The organism is Legionella sp. PC997 (assembly GCF_014109825.1).
Lineage (GTDB): Bacteria > Pseudomonadota > Gammaproteobacteria > Legionellales > Legionellaceae > Legionella.
This window is the reverse complement of sequence record NZ_CP059576.1, coordinates 3,256,447-3,273,403: the sequence shown is the minus strand read 5'-3', so window position 1 is coordinate 3,273,403 and position 16,957 is coordinate 3,256,447. Positions and strand designations below refer to the sequence as shown.

Sequence of the window (16,957 nt, the reverse complement as noted above, 5' to 3'; positions counted from 1 at the left end):
ATAGGTACGCTAAAAAATATTGAATAAAAATAATGAGAAATGGATTAATACTTTATGAAAATAAAATTACTGGCGCAATGCGTCAATATTTTAAGGAAAAAAAGTACCTTAATATGTTGGCTTTTTTGTTTTGTGTTTTCAGTGAATGGTTTTACGGCTCCTAGCGAGGCTGAACTCATTAAAAAATTACAAGCTATCGAAAAGAATTCGAATACAGTAATGGGGATTACTGCTATCTACATAGAGAAAAATAAAACAATTACACACAATAGTAACCAGCGTTTTTTCATGGCAAGTACTATCAAGTTACCCATCGCAATGGCATTTCTGCACCGTGTCGATGAAAAAAAAGACTCCTTAGATCGCGTGATTAAAATGGACTCGAGTGATTCTGTTCCAGGTTCTGGAGCATTGCACTATCTATTTGAAAAGAAAAAACTCAGCATTTCATTAAAGCAGATATTGATGCATACACTCAAAAATAGTGATAACAGTGCGAGTGATGCGTTATTACAAGCGGCTAATGGGCCTAAATATGTAGCAAAACGGATGAGCGTACTGGGATTTAAAAATATTTTTATTAATCGATCTATTATGGAAATGTTTTTGGATACCAACCATGTAGACCATTCATTTTTAAGAAAACGTCAACCTATCTCTTCCTGGCAAAAAATATCCAATCGTGTGCCTCTCAAAGAAAAGCAGCAAGCATGGCAACGTTTTGAAAAAGATATTCGCGACACCACAACGCCTGATGATATGGCAAAATTACTCGTTAAATTATACAAAAAGGAAGCACTCTCGGAATCGAGTACTGATCTTCTGATGAATATTATGGAGCAATGCCGAACGGGTCGAAGTAGAATAAAAGGGTTACTACCACCCAATGTGAAGGTAGCTCATAAAACGGGGACTTGGTCAATTTATGAACGGGATTATTTACGATATCCCGGTTCCAAAAAACTGTATCGTTTTGTCAGTGATGTTGGGATTATTACTTTACCCAAGAATAAGGGACACATTGCAATTGCAGTATATGTTAAATCTAAATCAGCGAGTGATTATCCTCGCAGCCGCGCTATTGCACTTGCCAGTCGCGCTATTTATGATCATTTTATGAAGTCATAATTGTCATCCTATTCATTTAACCCCGGTATCTATCACATAAACCCGGGTTTCGCTGCGCTGCACCAAATACGACGAATTTTTCAAAAAAATGTTAGAAAAGCTCTCTTATTTCGTATACTCTGTCACAAAATTAAACTTTGACAAGGAGGTTGGGATGCGCCGTTGTTTGACTTTGGTTATTCATGGACTCGTTTATTTGTTCCTGAGTTTTGGTTTATATGCTCAGTTACCCTGTGATTATCAGGAATTATCTGCTGCAGAAAAGCAAAATTTATTATGGAATGAAATCATCTTAAGTAATGCAGAAGATCAATTACCCCCATTAACGGGTAGTAGCTTTAACGAAGTACTCGAAAAATTAAAAGGTCTTTTTAACTTAAAACCCACCTTTGATTATGCCAGTGATGAACTGCCCGAGGGGCGGGTAAAAATTATTCATGCGAATGGCTCGGTAGGAAAAATTGCTTGGATTCCTGCAGAGGGTCATCCGTTCACCGGTTTTTATCAATCCGGTGGAATTGGGCTTGTACGTCTTTCTCTGGCCACGCCACCTGCAGATGATACTTATATTCCGGGAATGGCAATTAAAATTTTAATCTCGAATCATTCTTCTTTAAATTTACACGTCATGAATTTGCTTGAGGGACAAAAAGAGAATTGGAATTATTTTGCAAAAGATTTTTCCAATCAAATCCCCCATCCTACCAGTTGGACCTTGATTGCCATTGAGAAAATATTCGAATTTACTCGTGACCCAGCGAATAATCTACCTCTATGGCATTTGGCCGCCTGGTCAAGTGAAGGGAAATATAATGGGATACCTGTGTTTCCTGAGCGACTTTATTTTAGACCCACTAGCTCTGTCAAAGATTTGATTCCGGAAACCTCTCGAGAGGATTTTAGAGTTTCGTTCTTGCAAGTACCTATGGGACCTCTATATGAAGTCTATGGAGAATATCAAGGCACAGAGTACCATATTGGCACCTTAGTCTTGGAAAGTCCTTTATTGGCTTCAAATTATGGTGACAAAAAACTATTCTTTCAGCATCAAAGATAATCCATCAATCGTAGCCTAAGCTCAGGGGCGCCATCTTTATATCAAGCCCGAGTTGATTGCAGCATAGGCTACATGATTTATTAATCATTTAATCTTTAGTTCACTAAACGCACCGGGGGAAGGACGATTTCTTCCTCCTTCGATGCAAGGATCAATTCTTTGGGATTGATTTTGTTTAAGGTGTTTAACTCCATGAATGATATTGGGGATGGTACTACAGGTCTACCAAGGAGACTTAGTTTTTGTATACTGCTATTTAATTCATTATCCGGAAGAATTTTTTGGCTCCTTGCTTTGTTTCGTTCTTTATATGCTAACGGGCCTTCATCTGAATTAAGCACTTTACATCTTAAAACATTGCGCAGGTAAAATTCTGCAGTTGTTTTATCCACTGCTTTATCACGATTCTCCAAAATATAGCGAAATACCTGCTCGATTTGTTTCTCTTCAGTTTTGCGTGCTTCCTTTCCACAAAGTGTATCTAAATTGAAAATATGTGCTAGGAGACTTTGAAAACCATCATGTCCGTGAACATAAGTAATATGGTAGTTATTGTGTATTACTGGTCTTGCTGTTTCGGTTTCTTTTGTTGCATCCCAGCGGTTCCAGAAAAGATAAACTAAAGGCCATGCTGCTCTTTCTTGTTCTAACATATTGGTTCTGTCGTGGATTGCATCCGTATGAAAAAGAGTGTGAACACTATTACTGTCAAGATAGAATTGAAATTGATGATTTATTCGTTCAATAGTTGCTGCTAAAGCTTCAGCGGTGGAGTCATCATAGTCTACCCCCAAACTTTTAGCCATCAATTGAATGGCATCAAAACGGATGGGAGCGTGACTAAATAAAGTAATTCCCTGCTCACTTATTGTGTAGTCCAGTACTTTTAAAGTGGGTTTATAGTGTTCATTGACTAAACGCCTTAGCTCTTCATGGGAAATTATATCGTTTTCAAGTAAGAGCTTAAGTCCCCAAAATGAAGGGATTTGGAAATCGCCTATATAACCTGCAGGCAAAAAAGGTTTCCCTGCCATCAACTGCTCGAACGCGTAGAGGAACTCACTGCCATGATTAGAGATAAGAATATTTAAGGGACAACGATTTTGTTGAAGTAAGTTGAGAATTTTGAGTGTGAAGTAATCACAATTTCCACGATCCGCAATTTCATCACCAAGAAGGCGAATCATGGTTTGATTATCATGGACTTCTATCTGTTCCAAGAAGTGATTAAATTGGGCAACATAATGAGACAGCTTATCTTTAGGTTCAGTTAACTTGTTGTTTAATTTTAGGTGTTCCTTTTCAGCTGTTTGTAACTTTTCTAGTGTTTGTTGCCGCAGGGCTTGATACTGTTGAGTTTCATTGTTGCCTTCAACGGATAATAATTTATCAAGATGGGCAATGCGTTCTTTTGCATTATCTATTTTGATTTGAGTTAATTGTAAAAGAGTACGAGCTTCCAGGTACTCTTCAAGGATCTCACCATATTCTTCATAAAGTGCTACAAATTGTTGATAGGCTGTTTCAGCATTTTTAACGGAATCTTTAAATCGAATTATTTGATGCCGAAAAAGGAAATGAAGGAGATTGATTGGATTGCCATGTAAATCTCCGAGAGTGATGGAGCCTAAATTGGATTCCAACGCATTTGGAAATTTATAAATATCAATATTTTTATTGATAAGGTGATTGGTCATCCATAACCTAGGCTTTATGATCTTTATTAAAAGAAAATAATGGATCGGCTCAAAAATATCAAATAAGAAGTATGCTTATTATTTTAGAAGGATTAATGCCAAATTTAAAAATGAAAGGCACGCAATTACGAGAAAGGTCAAAATCATTCCCTGGACACGAAATTTTAAATGATGTTGTTTCTGAAGAAATGCATATGCATGGAAAAATCGCCCCAGGAAAAAGAGAAATACCAAGATAGACAGAGTTATCCAGCTAGCCTTATTTGCTTCCGCACAAAAAAGCAATATCAATGTGAGCGGAACATATTCGTTAAAATTGCCATGAGCTCTTATTGCCTTTTCCAGATCAACACATTCGTTACAGCCGATAGTAATTTTATATTTTCGCCGCAAGGTCACAACATAAATTGAGAGATAAACATAAGCTAGAGCCAATAAGGAACTGCTGATGGTTGTTACCGGATACATTTATCCCTCCTCTAAAAATGAATCTATAAAATCCGAAAAGCACTGTTGAACTTGCTCGAAAGCAACTAACCATGGTAGATGCCCTGCTTTAGTGATTATTTTATTGATAATGTTTTTTTCTTGAAAGCTTTGGTTTTCGACAAAGATTTTGGGCGGACAAATAAAGTCATGTTCGCTCGCAATTGTCATTGTAGGTATGAATTTTGGAACCCATTTACAGGAATAATTTGGATAAAAATGTTCAATAGCATGATAATAAGCTGCATTATTAAACGCAAAAAGAGCGATAACTTTCTCTCCTGCCTCCAATTCATCGGATGTAAAGCAATAATATTTATAAGTGTTCCAAAATTCTTTATAGGTATCATTTGATGGATTCAAATGATATTGACCGGCAGCAGGAACCAGATCGGGTAACTGGTACAGTTGCTGCATGGCATGTACATGTTGGAAGAAACTGTTTTCCAGAGTAGTATTCATTAATACTAAACCGGCCAGATGGTGTTTTAATTCGGGTAGATTTAAAGCGAACATTCCTGAAAAACTGTGCGTGACCAATATCGGTTTAGGAAATGATTTTAATAAATCAATTAAACCATCTTGCCAATATTGAATACCCAGTTCACCTTGAGTATTGGTGCCATCTTTAGGGAAGTCTAAAAGAAAAGAAGAGCCAGGCAAATGTAATGTGTTACATAAATCCGTGAGATATTCCGATCCTAAACCTGGACCAGCAGGTAAGAATAGCCAGGAATAGCCAAAACCTTCCTTCTGTTGTTTTATCCTATAACCAAATTTAGAGTAGTGCATGCGTTTTATTATCTCTTTTATCAGGTTGTTATCATAACATATGGTTTAGTTGAATTAATGTTGCATTAACATTTATAGTAATTTTAAGGAGCTCTATTAACTCGATGGAAGTATGAAGCACTCTATCGAAACAGGGAGTATATTTGTGAAAAAAACATCACATATCGTTTTTTCAGGTCTTTTTTTATTTTCGGCTCATGTACATGCAACTTATCTTAACTATAGTGGTAGATGTCAGTTTACATTGACTCGCGATAGATATGCTTATTGTTTGGAAAAAGAGATGGTCTTCTATGACAATAAATTTAGCCAGCTCTATAGTAATTTAACCCCTGTTGCATCAATTGCTGCAACAGAAGCATTAGCAACACAGGTGGTAGAGCCGGATTGTGACGCTATAGCAAAAAAAATTGGTGCGGGTTTGGAATATCATATTGCGTTTCGAACCTGCATGATTTATATCACCAAAGAAAAAATTGCCTGTATCAAGCGGTTTATACCTTGTCAAACCTGTTGGGGGAGAGGGTGGGCTAACTCCTTAAAAAGACCGTATTTATTCTTAGAGAACGTTTCCATTAATATGTCGGACCCTACGTGATTGTATAAGATATAAGGCAAAAGCAGCGAAAATCAAGCGTGATGTATGTGAACCGTACCCCATGATGATCTATTTATCAAATCAACCTGGGTTACGGTTTCAACGGTTCAAACTACTTAATGTGCAGGTTTAGATGCAGGTTCTGGTGTAGAAGTTGGAGCTGATGTAGTGGCTGGTGCAGGTTCAGATTTGGAAGAAGCAGCAGTACTTTCGGCACAAGCATCAGCAATAGTATCAATTTCTGCGTCATATTGTTTGTCCGTCATATCATTGGATTTTTTGAGCAAATCCACTAATTTGGGTTTGGCACAATCGCAGAAAGTAGTGATTAATTTTTTATCTTCGTCAGATTGTTTGGGAATAACCAGGGCCCAGCGATCCTGACAATAATCAGTTACATCACTATCTTTGGCTTTATCTAAACCAACATCAGCTTCTATGGAATCCATCGCATCATGGAGCAATGTTCTTGAGATACACACCTGGGCGGCTTTTTGAACGGCTGCTTCACTATCTAATTGTTGTTTAGCTGCACAGGCACAATATTTTTCCCCAAAATTCTTAAAATCTACTTTGTCTTTTACATCATCTGCTTTTTTCATCCAGGCATTAGTACAACGAGATTGAAAATCGTCGGGCGTATCAGCATAAGTAGCTAAGGAACATAACATTGCAAGAATAGCTATACCGATTCCTTTTAAAAAGAAACGATTCATAGTCGGTCACTCCTTGTGATGGTAAATGGATTACTTCCTCACTGAGGATAGCCAATGTATTACCGGTAAGCTATAGAATTTTTAAAAATTTAATTTTTATTCTTCTAAAACGGTTGAATTTTTAAATAAAAAACAATAGTCATAATAAAAACGGAAGAACACGGGGCTCGGATAGAGGATTTACATAAGAGGGTATTTGGGATAATGATCGCGTAGGAAAACAGAGTCGGGAATATGATCCGCTTATTGGATTAAGTAAGCAATGAGATCGGAGTAGGGCTACCAGCCCTACAAACTGGTTATTTAATTACAGATTGATCTTATCGGATAAGTGCCTAAATTATTAACTTGCGCTTGAGTGCCAGACTCTGCTAACACAGGAATCTGTTGCATGTTGGTTACAGTTGATACTAAAAAATCACCCTGTTTAAATGTAGTTCCATTAAATGTCCCTCTCCCACGAATTATCTGAATAGAAATCTGGCTTTTTACGCTTGAAACGGCATGCACTTCACAAAGCATAGATATTTTCTGTTTATTGGTGTTCGTTAAAACCACTGATTTATTAGGCTCAAGATTAATTTCAACAGGAGAAGCAAGAACAGAAGTGCTCACTAAAAAAAGGATGTTATATAAAACTCTATTCATAAACCGGTGCATAATAGTCCTTATAACTTATCGATAACAGAGCTTTTGCATAATCTGCTTTTTTGTTGCTACCTATCTCTGTTGATGTGCTGTTCATGTACAGCCTCTTGAAACAAAGAAACCGAGTGTTAAAGCAAAATCTACAAAATATGCCAGAACTCTGATGAAAATCTAGAATATATCGCAATTTTAAATTAGACAAATTAAAATTTAAAAATGAGTCTATCAGAGGTTACTGAACCAATGGATCAGACTCGATACTTCGAATTATTCCGTCGAATCTGATTTGAGCCGTATAATAAATTTCAAGGGACTGTAGGGTGAGGCTGATTTTTCTGTTGCAATGCACTCACAAAACTTCTGATTGTACGCACCTCCTGACCCAAAAGGCAGTCGGCTTTACCTGCCTTAATAAAGGCGCTTAATTCTTTACCTAAATTACCGTTTTCCAAAGTCGGTATATGCGGGGTTAAATCAACGTGCTTTCCCTTTAAGGCTTCGCGTACGGCATCAACCGCTTCCCTTTTTTGTTTAAAACTTTTCTGAAAGGGGGTAAAAAAATTATGAAAATACTCTTTAGTATTCCCTTTAGAATCCACTACTTTTTTTCTATCCTCAAGATAGCCGGTAAGGAGTGCACTGATGTCATATTCTCTGACTTTTTTCTTATTTCCAAGGGAAGCATACTCTTGGATAATTTTCTCAATGCTTGCACCATGTTTCACGCGGTATTCTTCAACCTTCCCATGATTTCCAGCTAAAATATAGCCTACAATGATTACATCGGCTTTGGCTTGATGTGTTACCCGATATTCATCTACTTTTTCATGATTTCCAGCCAGCGCATAACTTCGAGCTATCTCATTGGGTCCGGCTCCATTTTTTGTACGATAAAATTCAACTCGCTCATGATTTCCAGCCAACACGTAACCTTGAGCAATCATATTAACACCAGCATTAAGCTTTGTTCGAAAATGTTCAACCATCTTATGATTATTAGTTCGTGCATAGTATTGGGCAATCACATTACTATCAGCACCAAGATTACGATAAACCTCTACCTGTTTATCATTTCCTGCTAAAACATAACACTTAGCAACGTCGGTCACACTTACTAGATGATTGTTAAAGTATTCTTTAACTTTCTCATGATTTCCGGCGAGAGCATAACCTTGAACAATCACAGAAGGGCTTGCTTTATGTGTCGATTTATATGTTTCAACCTTTTTGTGATTTCCAACAAAAGCGTAACCTTGGGCAATTGCATTAAAACTGGCTGAATGTTTGGTCTGATATTCTTCAACGTGCTTATGATAGCCACCCTGTGCATAACCTTGGGCAATTGCATCAACACTTGCTCCATGTTTGGTACGATATTCTTCAGCTTTCTTATGATTTCCGGCCTGAGCATAACCTTGAGCAATGGCATTAACTTTTGCTCCATGCTTTGTTCGATAGACTTCAACTTTCTCATCATTTCCAGCCAAAGCATAATTTTTAGCAATAATATCTACATTTGCTTTATATTCGCTGCGAAAAATTTCAACCTTGTCATCATTTCCGGCTAAAGCATAACCTCCGGCAATTTCATGAACGCTTGCTGAATATTCCTTTCGATAGAGTTCTACCTGGGAATCCTCACCAGCCAAAGCATAGCCTGCAGCGATCGCATGAACGCTTGCACCAAGTGTCTTACGATAATATTCCGTCTTCTCATAATTTTTACTGGTAGCATAGGCTCTGGCAATCGCATCGATGCTTGCTTTATATATGTATTGATATTCGTTGACTTTTAGGATAACACCAGCTAATGCATAACCTTCAGCAATAGCATCAATACTTACTTGGTGTTCGTTTAAATAATCCTCAACATATATATTTTTGTTTTTGGCCATTGCATAACCGCGAGCAATGCAATCAACACTCGCTCCCAACTGTCGCAACCACTCTACGTGCTGATCTTTTCCATCTAATGCTAACCGGGATGCTGTGGTCATAAAGGGAATTCCACTCTTTTTTGTATCGATGTGGAATCCTTTTAATCTCTTATGTAAATCGCTTAGGCTCGATGCTAGGAGTGTGGTCGAGTGAATAAATTCGAACATAATGAACTTTATATTTACAGAATGATTGTTATTTTATAATAATAAATTTTATTAGTCGAACTTTATTTGTTGCGCTTTAATTGGTATAGGAAGATTGAAAAGTCGAACTACTCATGTAAGAATTCCATGTGAAAATTGGACTTAAATAGATAAAGGATCATCACATGTTAAAAAATCTTCTGTCCGTTGCTGCTTTTTTCTTATTATCATGCTCAGCATACGGTATGCCCGAGGAAGAAAAAACCTTTCTTGCAAATCAATGTCATGAAGTGTCGCTAAAAATTGAAGCATTAAACGTTGATCAAACAAATTCCTGCTCATCCATAATCCAAGAATCTGCGAAATTAGTAGACCGTAGTGGACAGTTCATATTAAAAGAATATTGGTTTAACGCACGGACTGATTTGCATCGTTCCTATAGATTATTAACGGACGCGAATAAAATGAATTGTAAATCAGGCACAGAAATTTCCACTACACAAAAAGAGATTGATGACATTTTAGAACAATTATACGGGTTGGAATGAGCCAAAATTGGAAAGGGTGTCTATTATATGTTTTGAGGTCTCGATCTTAGCAAAAGGAAACGCAAATGAAAATTATTGTAGTCGGAGGAACTGGAATAATAGGTGAAGCAGTCTGTAAAGAGCTTTCGCAACGTCATACAGTGATTACCGTAGGGCATACAACGGGTGATTTTCAAGCAGACATTAGGGATGCACATTCAATTGAAAAGCTTTACCAATCGGTGGGTTCATTCGATGCGGTTGTCTCGGTCACTGGGGAAGTTTACTTTGAAACATTAACGAACTTCACTGAAGAACAATATACCGTGGGCTTGAATAGTAAATTAATGGGACAAATCAGACTGGTATTGGCTGGCCTTAAATACATTAATAAGTGCGGTTCATTTACTTTAACCAGCGGTATTTTAAGCCATGATCCCATTCCGATGGGGACATCTGCCGCTATGGTCAATGGCGCGATTGATTCTTTTGTCAAAAGTGCTGCGATCGAAATGCCTCATCATCTTCGTATTAATTCAGTAAGTCCTACGGTCATATCGGAATCAATGAATCGTTATGCTCCTTTTTTTCGTGGTTTTGAATCGGTGCCGGCGAGTCGAGTTGCCTTGGCATTTAGCAAAAGTGTCGAAGGTGCGCAAACCGGAATGGTCTATTCTGTAGAATAAAATTTTAGAATCCACATATGATGTCGGTATGTGCGCTTGTAATCTAGCAATTTAAGGATATTTTAATATGTGGGTTAGAACCGTTTGTTTTTGTTTCTTTTCATATCTTTTTGCTGGAGAAATCGGGGCAGCTATTCCTGCTGATTTTATATTTCATGATAAACCAGTGGATGCGTTGTGTTTTTTTAATATGGAAGGAAATGAAATTGATTTGAATCAATGCGGTTTAGCAAAAGAAAATTATGTTATGAAAGGGCAAAACTCGAAGCTTATTGCGGAAGGTTTTATAGGTTATAATTGGCAAGATCCCGAATTTTCAGATTCAGCCCAAGGGTATAGCTATTATAAGTTCTTTAATGCAGGAGAAAAATTATATTGGCTTTACACTCTTAATAGTGGTGGTGGCACTGGAGTTTTTACTGCCATCCATCTTGTAAAGAGAAAAAAGGCGGATATTTTGAATCTTGAAACTTTAGCAGGGGGTGATCGTTGTAATGGGGGTTTACAAAACGTGTCCGAAAGCAACCATCACTTAATCTTTAGTCAAAATCTTACCGCCTATGATCTTATTGCTTTATCCAAAGAGCCTGATCCTAGGGTTAAAGCATATGATGATTTGGCTGCTTGCGCTATTTGTTGTGTTGCTAAAGCATATTATAAGGTGGATTCCAATGCACAGTTGAAATTTGATTATGTTGATCTGGGAACTATCGCAGATACCAAAGAAATGCCTAATCAAGGTGCACTCCAGTCATGCTTTAACCAATTATTCATTTCTTATATTGCGGCAGGTAATTCCAAGCTAACACAAAATACCTTAAATGAGTTTGCTGCAAAATTTAAGCAAACATGTACAAAATTGAATTAAAACCAGGTAGAAAATTTTTATCCCTGTGCTTTTATCTCTTATCTTGTGGAGAAAGAAGCATGATGTTTTTTTACTGATACGGGTACTCGCTGTAAGCGCTTTGATTTCCGATACTCTGCTTAATTCTTAATTTGAGCTATGCTTATTTCAATAGTCAGAGCAGGATATTGTGGTCTAAGGGAGAAGATCAAGAATGAGTTACTTTAATGCGAATGACCCAATATGTGAGACTCAAGGATGTCCGGAACAAGTTAGTGTAGTGTTGCTCCCTCGGGCAGTTGATCTGGGTGGATTTCAAGTAGAGCGTATAATCCCCTCTAAGGAGAAAAAAACTGTAGGCCCTTTTGTTTTTTGGGATCAAGCAGGACCAAGCGAACTGCTAACGGGAGGAGGAATCGATATACTTCCGCATCCACATATTGGTTTATCAACCATGACGTATCTATTTTCTGGAAAATTGGAACATCGAGATACACTTGGCAGTTGTCAAATTATTGTTCCTGGCGAAGTTAATTTAATGACAGCAGGTCGAGGTATTGCTCATTCAGAGCGTACGCCATATGAAGCTCGTTTCTATCCACATCACTTCTTTGGCATTCAATGCTGGCTCGCATTAGCTCTTAACAAAGAAGAAACCAATCCTTCATTCACCCATTATGATAAAAGTGCCATTCCTATATATAATGATGATAAAAATATGAGTTTGCGAATTGTTACTGGCGAATGGATGGGCTCTAAATCATCGGTTATTGCTCCGAATGGTGCACTTTTTGTCGAATGTAAATTAAAACCTCACATTCAATTTAGTATTCCATCCACAGTAGAAGAGCGAGCAATTTATCTTTTAAGTGGTAAGATAACTATTGAGAACATTCCGTATAACGCAACTAGCATGCTTATCCTTAAAACAGGAGTTGAAGTCAAAATAACAGCTACTTCTGAGGTCCATATGATTATCTTAGGTGGGCCCCCACTTGAACAACGGCGATATCTTTGGTGGAATTTTGTAGCCAGTTCTAAGGAACGAATTGAGCAGGCAAAATTGGATTGGAGCGAAGGGCGGTTTGGGACCATACCTGGCGATGATAAAGAATGGATCCCTTTACCCGAATAAACAGTTGTGCAGTTTAAAATACTTCATTAAAAAGGACCTTGAAAAATGAAAAAATCAGCTCAGGAAACTCAATATCTCAAAGAAGGAACCATTAAAACCAAATTGACCGGTTATAATCTGTTGAATAATTCCAGATTAAATAAAGGGACCGCATTTACTGATCATGAACGGGATGACTTTTCTCTTCACGGTTTATTGCCTCCTCAAGTGAGTACTTTGCAAGAGCAGCAAAAACGTCGCTACGACGGATTGACTGAATTGTCTACTCCATTAGAAAAGTACAGTTTCCTACGGGGTCTCCAAGATAATAATGAAACACTGTTTTACTCGTTGATTATTAATAATATTGAGGAAATGCTCCCTATAGTTTATACCCCCGTAGTTGGTGAGGGATGTCAGAAATTCAGTGAAATATTTCGCAAACCACGAGGTCTATTTCTTAGTTATCCTAATAAGCATTTGATTGATCAAATTTTTTCTCATCCCCGTTATGATTTAATCAAGTGTATTGTTGTAAGTGATGGTGAGCGTATTCTCGGTCTGGGTGACCAAGGCGCGGGAGGCATGGGAATCCCTATTGGTAAAATGGCACTTTATACTGCTTTGGCTGGCATTCCGCCACAATATTGCTTGCCTATTTTACTGGATGTGGGAACGGATAATGAAGAACGATTGGCAGATCCTCTTTATGTTGGTTGGCGACATCATCGTATTCGTGGGGAAGAGTATGATGCATTTGTGGATACTTTTGTATCTGCAGTGAAACGTCGTTGGCCGCATGTTCTTCTACAATGGGAAGATTTTGCAGGCGTAAATGCAACACGGTTATTGGCCCGTTATCGAGATCAACTGTGCACATTTAATGATGACATCCAAGGAACTGCAGCGATGGCAACAGGGACCTTACTTTCTGCTATTAATGTCACTGGAATTCCACTGAAAGAACAAAAAATCGTATTTGTAGGTTTTGGTGGCACGGGACATGGAATTGCTGAATTGATACGAGGGGCTCTTAAAGATGCAGGATTAAGCGATCAAGAAGCCGGCGATCGTATCTATGCGGTGGATAGATACGGACTTCTTGTTGAAGGGGGGAAAGGATTGACTGCGGATCAGGCTACTTTTGCGCGTAAACGCTCCGAAGTATCTGGATGGCAGCTTAGCAATTCAGAAGAAATCGGATTGCTCGATGTGGTTCGCAATGTTAAGCCGACGGTGCTTATTGGCGTTTCAGCCCAACAAGGTGCATTTACTGAAGAAGTGGTCCGTACAATGGCAAAGTATACCGATCGCCCCGTTATTTTCCCGCTTTCTAATCCAACTTCTCATAGTGAAGCAATACCCCAAGATCTGTTGAATTGGACGGAAGGTCGTGCCTTAATTGGAACAGGAAGTCCTTTCGAGCCTGTACAGTACAAAGGGAAAGAATATCATATTGATCAAACAAATAATTCATACATTTTTCCCGGTTTAGCTTTAGGAATTATCTCTTCCAAGGCAAAACTGGTTTCCGATGGAATGATCAAAGCGGCCGCCCTAGCGCTTGCCGAATGCTCTCCAGCCCGAGAAAATAAATCGGCTAATCTATTACCCCCATTGGCAAACCTCCGCTCAATTAGTCTTGCTGTAGCCAAAGCAGTCGGGAAGCAGGCAATATTGGAAGGGCTTGCTGGGGTTAATGAAGCAGGATTTGAGGAGGAGCTTGCAGACAATGTATGGGAACCAGTTTATCAGCCTTACCACATTGACCATTAAGTAGATTATCAATGATGGTTGGGAGAGCCTAATCATCATTGAACCACTTTGGTGTGCGTTGACGTATAATTTAGATAAAAATCATTATGTTAAATATTAATTCAAATTAATGCAACTCTGTGATAAAAATACTGTGGTATGATTTTAAAAATGAAGAATAGTTTCCTTATTTGAAACACAAATAAAGCTAGGTTGGATTCAATTTCATAGGGGATATATCATGAGGAACTCCAAGTTGTCTTTGGATTTAAAAAAGGAATATTCCGAAGATCTATTTTCAAATAATCTCACCTACGAAATTTCTCATGATTACTTAATGGAATTATTGGATGTCGGCAAATTAAATGTGTGGCAATGGGATTTGGGGACCAATGAAATAATTGATTTTGGCTACTCTGAATCGCTATCCATTTTAAATGCAGACAGCAAAGTGGGGCATATCGATCATTTTATAACACGACTTCATCCAGAAGATCGTGAAGAAATTGCCAATGCCTTAGTTAATTCTCTGACCCATTATGAGGACCATTACTCAGATTTTCGTATTCAATCCACTAAAGGACATTATGAATGGGTATCGGCTCGTGGACGTTATATTCGTGATGCAGAAAATAATCCGATTAAAATGATTGGTACCTGGCATTTTATTACAGAACAAAAACAAAATCAGGAGTTAATTAAGCAGCAACAAACGACTCTTGATCGAATATCAAGATGTTATTTTTCCGGAGAAGCAGCCTCCTCATTGTCTCATGAAATTTCCCAACCGTTATCGGCACTGAATTCCTATCTATTAGGTAGTATTTTACGTTTACAGCAAGAGGGGTCCAGTTCAAAGGAGTTCATCGTCGTGCTCCAAAAAGCATTGGAACAAGTTGACCTAATAAGTACTATTATTAAGCGAATGAAACGTTTCGTGACCCATGGAGAATTGCATTTTGAGCGAGTAAATTTAGCTTCATTAGCGAAACAGTCTGTTATCTTGTCAAAATTCTATTCGAATTTTTCAGGAACAGTTCACTATGAATTCGATGAGTATTTGGCCGAAGTCTATTTGGATCGCAATCAAATGCGCCAGGTATTTCTAAACCTTATTAATAACGCTTTTGAAGCAATGTTCGATGCTCAAACCAAAAATCCTTCGTTACTCCTTAAGATAAAAAATCAGGGTACGGAAGTACTGGTGTCTATTGTTGATAATGGGCCTGGAGTGCCTCAAGGAGTCCTCAATAATCTATTTACTTCGTGCTATAGCACCAAAGAGTATGGCTTGGGTCTGGGGCTAAGTATTTGCAAAAAAATTATTGAGGCTCATGGAGGGTGTATTAAAATAGAATCAAATACTGCTGGGGAGGGAACTATAAGTTCTTTTAGATTACCTAATCATATTTTGGGATCATACAATGAATAAGACAATTTATATTGTTGACGATGATGAAAATGTTCTACGTGCTTTGAAATGGCTTTTTGATTCAATGAGTTTTGAAGTAAAAACTTACCTGGATGCGACAAGTTTTCTCGAACAATATAATCCAAAACATATGGGCTGTTTAATTTCCGATGTGCGTATGCCTGATATGGATGGTCTTGAGCTCCTCGAAAAATTAAAAAGACAAAATAGCTTACTCAAAGTGATTATTATTACAGCGTATGGCGACATCCCCATGGCCGTAAGAGCGATAAAAGCAGGAGCTATAGATTTCATTACCAAACCTATCAATGAGCAGGATTTATTGAAGTTAATTAAAAAATGCCTGGAGCACTATCCCGATCATGTTACACGCGCAATTGATCAATATGAACTTTTGACGGAGAGCGAGTTACGGGCTCTTGACGTTGTTTGGAATAAAAATTAATTATTATTTTCTTTTGATAGAAGGAATTGCTCCCGGCGTCAATCTACCCCCGCCTTGTTTGAGTGATCATACCCTAACCTATCGTCAACCCATATCTTACGCTCAGAAAATAAACCCTTATGTCCCACGCCATTAAGCCAACATAATCCTATATCCTTTTAATTAGATCGGACGTTGAATCTATATATTCAATATCCAAGTAAGGCTCTGATCCGATTGGTGTAATCACTTAATGGAGTTTGCATCACAAAATCTTTTAAAGGTGTTTCAATCTCAAAATATAAGATATTGGCTAAAAAACCATAACAGCAGGCATCCAGTGAATGGACTTTATTGCCAAATAGATAATCTTTATCTCCTAAAACATAAAGAATCGCTTGCAAATCGTCGATCCCAGATTGATATATATCCTTGGAGGAGTACCTACCAATACCCTGGTAATGATATTTTTCAAGATTATATTTTCGTACTTGCTCAAGAGAGGTTTCTGATAATTCAGAAAGTTGCTTTAAGAATTCTGCTTTAAACAACGGCCAGAATTGTTCATCTTGCCAACGCGAATAGGACATAACCCAATATAAATGATTATCTAGCATACGGTTCATCAAAAAATGGATGTTTTTTTGTTCCGCGGTTAGGTCATGATCTAAATTCACATATTTTTGTGAAAGATGGTTCAGAATTGTATTACTATCTGTAATAACCTGCTCTTCATCCATCAGGTAAGGTAACTGCCCGCGAGGTGCATTTTGGGTATTAATAATATGCATATGTTGGTAATCAATTTTGGTTAACCGAAGAAAAGTCTCCACTTTTAGTCCAAAAGGATTATTATCCGGAAGGCCAAAAAGCTCGGGATAAGAATACAAAATTATCATCAAAAACCTCCTGTGATTTGCTCATTACCAATATAAAAATTTTTAATAAGCTCTCGAGCAAAGCTCG

The 16,957-nt window shown here is 37.8% G+C and carries 17 protein-coding genes; 10 read left to right on the top strand and 7 right to left on the bottom strand.

Annotated elements, in window-relative coordinates; genetic code table 11:
* The first annotated feature begins 54 nt into the window (after nucleotides 1–54).
* Together bla and HBNCFIEN_RS14360 are read left to right on the top strand one after the other, a co-directional pair.
* Nucleotides 55–1,128, top strand: a complete 1,074-nt coding sequence (bla, locus tag HBNCFIEN_RS14365) for a class A beta-lactamase (RefSeq protein ID WP_182391742.1) — start codon at nucleotides 55–57, stop codon at nucleotides 1,126–1,128.
* A gap of 154 nt (nucleotides 1,129–1,282) precedes the next feature.
* The gene (locus tag HBNCFIEN_RS14360; RefSeq protein WP_182391741.1) at nucleotides 1,283–2,185 is read left to right on the top strand and encodes a hypothetical protein; all 903 of its coding nucleotides are present in this window, start codon (nucleotides 1,283–1,285) and stop codon (nucleotides 2,183–2,185) included.
* A gap of 95 nt (nucleotides 2,186–2,280) precedes the next feature.
* Here the strand turns inward: HBNCFIEN_RS14360 and wip are convergent, their stop codons facing one another.
* The 3 genes from wip to HBNCFIEN_RS14345 form a co-directional block, all read right to left on the bottom strand.
* Entirely contained in the window at nucleotides 2,281–3,882 is a 1,602-nt protein-coding gene (gene wip, locus HBNCFIEN_RS14355; RefSeq protein ID WP_182391740.1) for a Dot/Icm T4SS effector Wip, read from the bottom strand.
* 78 nt (nucleotides 3,883–3,960) lie between these two features.
* On the bottom strand, nucleotides 3,961–4,350 hold the full coding sequence (locus HBNCFIEN_RS14350) for an MAPEG family protein (RefSeq protein ID WP_182391739.1): 390 nt from the start codon (nucleotides 4,348–4,350) through the stop codon (nucleotides 3,961–3,963).
* Nucleotides 4,351–5,160, bottom strand: a complete 810-nt coding sequence (locus HBNCFIEN_RS14345) for an alpha/beta fold hydrolase (protein WP_182391738.1) — start codon at nucleotides 5,158–5,160, stop codon at nucleotides 4,351–4,353.
* Nucleotides 5,161–5,305: 145 nt separating this feature from the next.
* Between HBNCFIEN_RS14345 and HBNCFIEN_RS14340 the strand changes: the two genes are divergently transcribed.
* A complete protein-coding gene (locus tag HBNCFIEN_RS14340) occupies nucleotides 5,306–5,758 on the top strand; it encodes a hypothetical protein (RefSeq protein ID WP_255464233.1) in 453 nt (150 codons plus the stop codon).
* A 116-nt stretch (nucleotides 5,759–5,874) separates the two neighbouring features.
* Here HBNCFIEN_RS14340 and HBNCFIEN_RS14335 read toward each other — a convergent pair whose 3' ends face one another.
* From HBNCFIEN_RS14335 to HBNCFIEN_RS14325, 3 genes are all read right to left on the bottom strand, one after another.
* Complete coding sequence (locus tag HBNCFIEN_RS14335; protein WP_182391731.1) at nucleotides 5,875–6,474, bottom strand: hypothetical protein; 600 nt, start codon at nucleotides 6,472–6,474, stop codon at nucleotides 5,875–5,877.
* Nucleotides 6,475–6,777: 303 nt separating this feature from the next.
* Entirely contained in the window at nucleotides 6,778–7,134 is a 357-nt protein-coding gene (locus tag HBNCFIEN_RS14330) for a hypothetical protein (protein WP_182391730.1), read from the bottom strand.
* 293 nt (nucleotides 7,135–7,427) lie between these two features.
* On the bottom strand, nucleotides 7,428–9,119 hold the full coding sequence (locus HBNCFIEN_RS14325) for a hypothetical protein (protein WP_182391729.1): 1,692 nt from the start codon (nucleotides 9,117–9,119) through the stop codon (nucleotides 7,428–7,430).
* Nucleotides 9,120–9,391: 272 nt separating this feature from the next.
* Here HBNCFIEN_RS14325 and HBNCFIEN_RS14320 point away from each other — a divergent pair, with 272 nt between their 5' ends.
* The 7 genes from HBNCFIEN_RS14320 (at nucleotide 9,392) to HBNCFIEN_RS14290 (ending at nucleotide 16,012) form a co-directional block, all read left to right on the top strand.
* Complete coding sequence (locus HBNCFIEN_RS14320; RefSeq protein ID WP_182391728.1) at nucleotides 9,392–9,754, top strand: hypothetical protein; 363 nt, start codon at nucleotides 9,392–9,394, stop codon at nucleotides 9,752–9,754.
* A gap of 65 nt (nucleotides 9,755–9,819) precedes the next feature.
* Nucleotides 9,820–10,419, top strand: a complete 600-nt coding sequence (locus HBNCFIEN_RS14315) for a short chain dehydrogenase (protein WP_182391727.1) — start codon at nucleotides 9,820–9,822, stop codon at nucleotides 10,417–10,419.
* 67 nt (nucleotides 10,420–10,486) lie between these two features.
* Entirely contained in the window at nucleotides 10,487–11,287 is an 801-nt protein-coding gene (locus HBNCFIEN_RS14310; RefSeq protein ID WP_182391726.1) for a hypothetical protein, read from the top strand.
* Nucleotides 11,288–11,480: 193 nt separating this feature from the next.
* Entirely contained in the window at nucleotides 11,481–12,401 is a 921-nt protein-coding gene (locus HBNCFIEN_RS14305) for a pirin family protein (protein WP_182391725.1), read from the top strand.
* Nucleotides 12,402–12,446: 45 nt separating this feature from the next.
* The gene (locus HBNCFIEN_RS14300) at nucleotides 12,447–14,156 is read left to right on the top strand and encodes an NAD-dependent malic enzyme (RefSeq protein WP_182391723.1); all 1,710 of its coding nucleotides are present in this window, start codon (nucleotides 12,447–12,449) and stop codon (nucleotides 14,154–14,156) included.
* A 220-nt stretch (nucleotides 14,157–14,376) separates the two neighbouring features.
* On the top strand, nucleotides 14,377–15,567 hold the full coding sequence (locus HBNCFIEN_RS14295) for a sensor histidine kinase (protein WP_182391722.1): 1,191 nt from the start codon (nucleotides 14,377–14,379) through the stop codon (nucleotides 15,565–15,567).
* Nucleotides 15,560–16,012: a response regulator transcription factor gene (locus HBNCFIEN_RS14290; RefSeq protein ID WP_182391721.1), complete on the top strand. Its 453-nt coding sequence runs from the start codon at nucleotides 15,560–15,562 to the stop codon at nucleotides 16,010–16,012. The genes HBNCFIEN_RS14295 and HBNCFIEN_RS14290 overlap by 8 nt, the downstream gene beginning before the upstream one ends.
* A 188-nt stretch (nucleotides 16,013–16,200) precedes the next feature.
* Here HBNCFIEN_RS14290 and HBNCFIEN_RS14285 read toward each other — a convergent pair whose 3' ends face one another.
* Entirely contained in the window at nucleotides 16,201–16,890 is a 690-nt protein-coding gene (locus HBNCFIEN_RS14285) for a glutathione S-transferase family protein (RefSeq protein ID WP_182391719.1), read from the bottom strand.
* Nucleotides 16,891–16,957: the final 67 nt, after the last annotated feature.

Bases quoted from the DNA above. Each gene is read 5' to 3' on its own strand.
- HBNCFIEN_RS14305 (WP_182391725.1), top strand. From the start codon at position 11,481: ATGAGTTACTTTAATGCGAATGACCCAATATGTGAGACTCAAGGATGT.
- HBNCFIEN_RS14335 (WP_182391731.1), bottom strand. From the start codon at position 6,474: ATGAATCGTTTCTTTTTAAAAGGAATCGGTATAGCTATTCTTGCAATG.
- HBNCFIEN_RS14300 (WP_182391723.1), top strand. From the start codon at position 12,447: ATGAAAAAATCAGCTCAGGAAACTCAATATCTCAAAGAAGGAACCATT.
- wip (WP_182391740.1), bottom strand. From the start codon at position 3,882: ATGACCAATCACCTTATCAATAAAAATATTGATATTTATAAATTTCCA.
- bla (WP_182391742.1), top strand. From the start codon at position 55: ATGAAAATAAAATTACTGGCGCAATGCGTCAATATTTTAAGGAAAAAA.
- HBNCFIEN_RS14310 (WP_182391726.1), top strand. From the start codon at position 10,487: ATGTGGGTTAGAACCGTTTGTTTTTGTTTCTTTTCATATCTTTTTGCT.
- HBNCFIEN_RS14315 (WP_182391727.1), top strand. From the start codon at position 9,820: ATGAAAATTATTGTAGTCGGAGGAACTGGAATAATAGGTGAAGCAGTC.
- HBNCFIEN_RS14320 (WP_182391728.1), top strand. From the start codon at position 9,392: ATGTTAAAAAATCTTCTGTCCGTTGCTGCTTTTTTCTTATTATCATGC.
- HBNCFIEN_RS14295 (WP_182391722.1), top strand. From the start codon at position 14,377: ATGAGGAACTCCAAGTTGTCTTTGGATTTAAAAAAGGAATATTCCGAA.
- HBNCFIEN_RS14360 (WP_182391741.1), top strand. From the start codon at position 1,283: ATGCGCCGTTGTTTGACTTTGGTTATTCATGGACTCGTTTATTTGTTC.
- HBNCFIEN_RS14330 (WP_182391730.1), bottom strand. From the start codon at position 7,134: ATGCACCGGTTTATGAATAGAGTTTTATATAACATCCTTTTTTTAGTG.
- HBNCFIEN_RS14290 (WP_182391721.1), top strand. From the start codon at position 15,560: ATGAATAAGACAATTTATATTGTTGACGATGATGAAAATGTTCTACGT.
- HBNCFIEN_RS14285 (WP_182391719.1), bottom strand. From the start codon at position 16,890: ATGATAATTTTGTATTCTTATCCCGAGCTTTTTGGCCTTCCGGATAAT.
- HBNCFIEN_RS14345 (WP_182391738.1), bottom strand. From the start codon at position 5,160: ATGCACTACTCTAAATTTGGTTATAGGATAAAACAACAGAAGGAAGGT.
- HBNCFIEN_RS14325 (WP_182391729.1), bottom strand. From the start codon at position 9,119: ATGACCACAGCATCCCGGTTAGCATTAGATGGAAAAGATCAGCACGTA.
- HBNCFIEN_RS14350 (WP_182391739.1), bottom strand. From the start codon at position 4,350: ATGTATCCGGTAACAACCATCAGCAGTTCCTTATTGGCTCTAGCTTAT.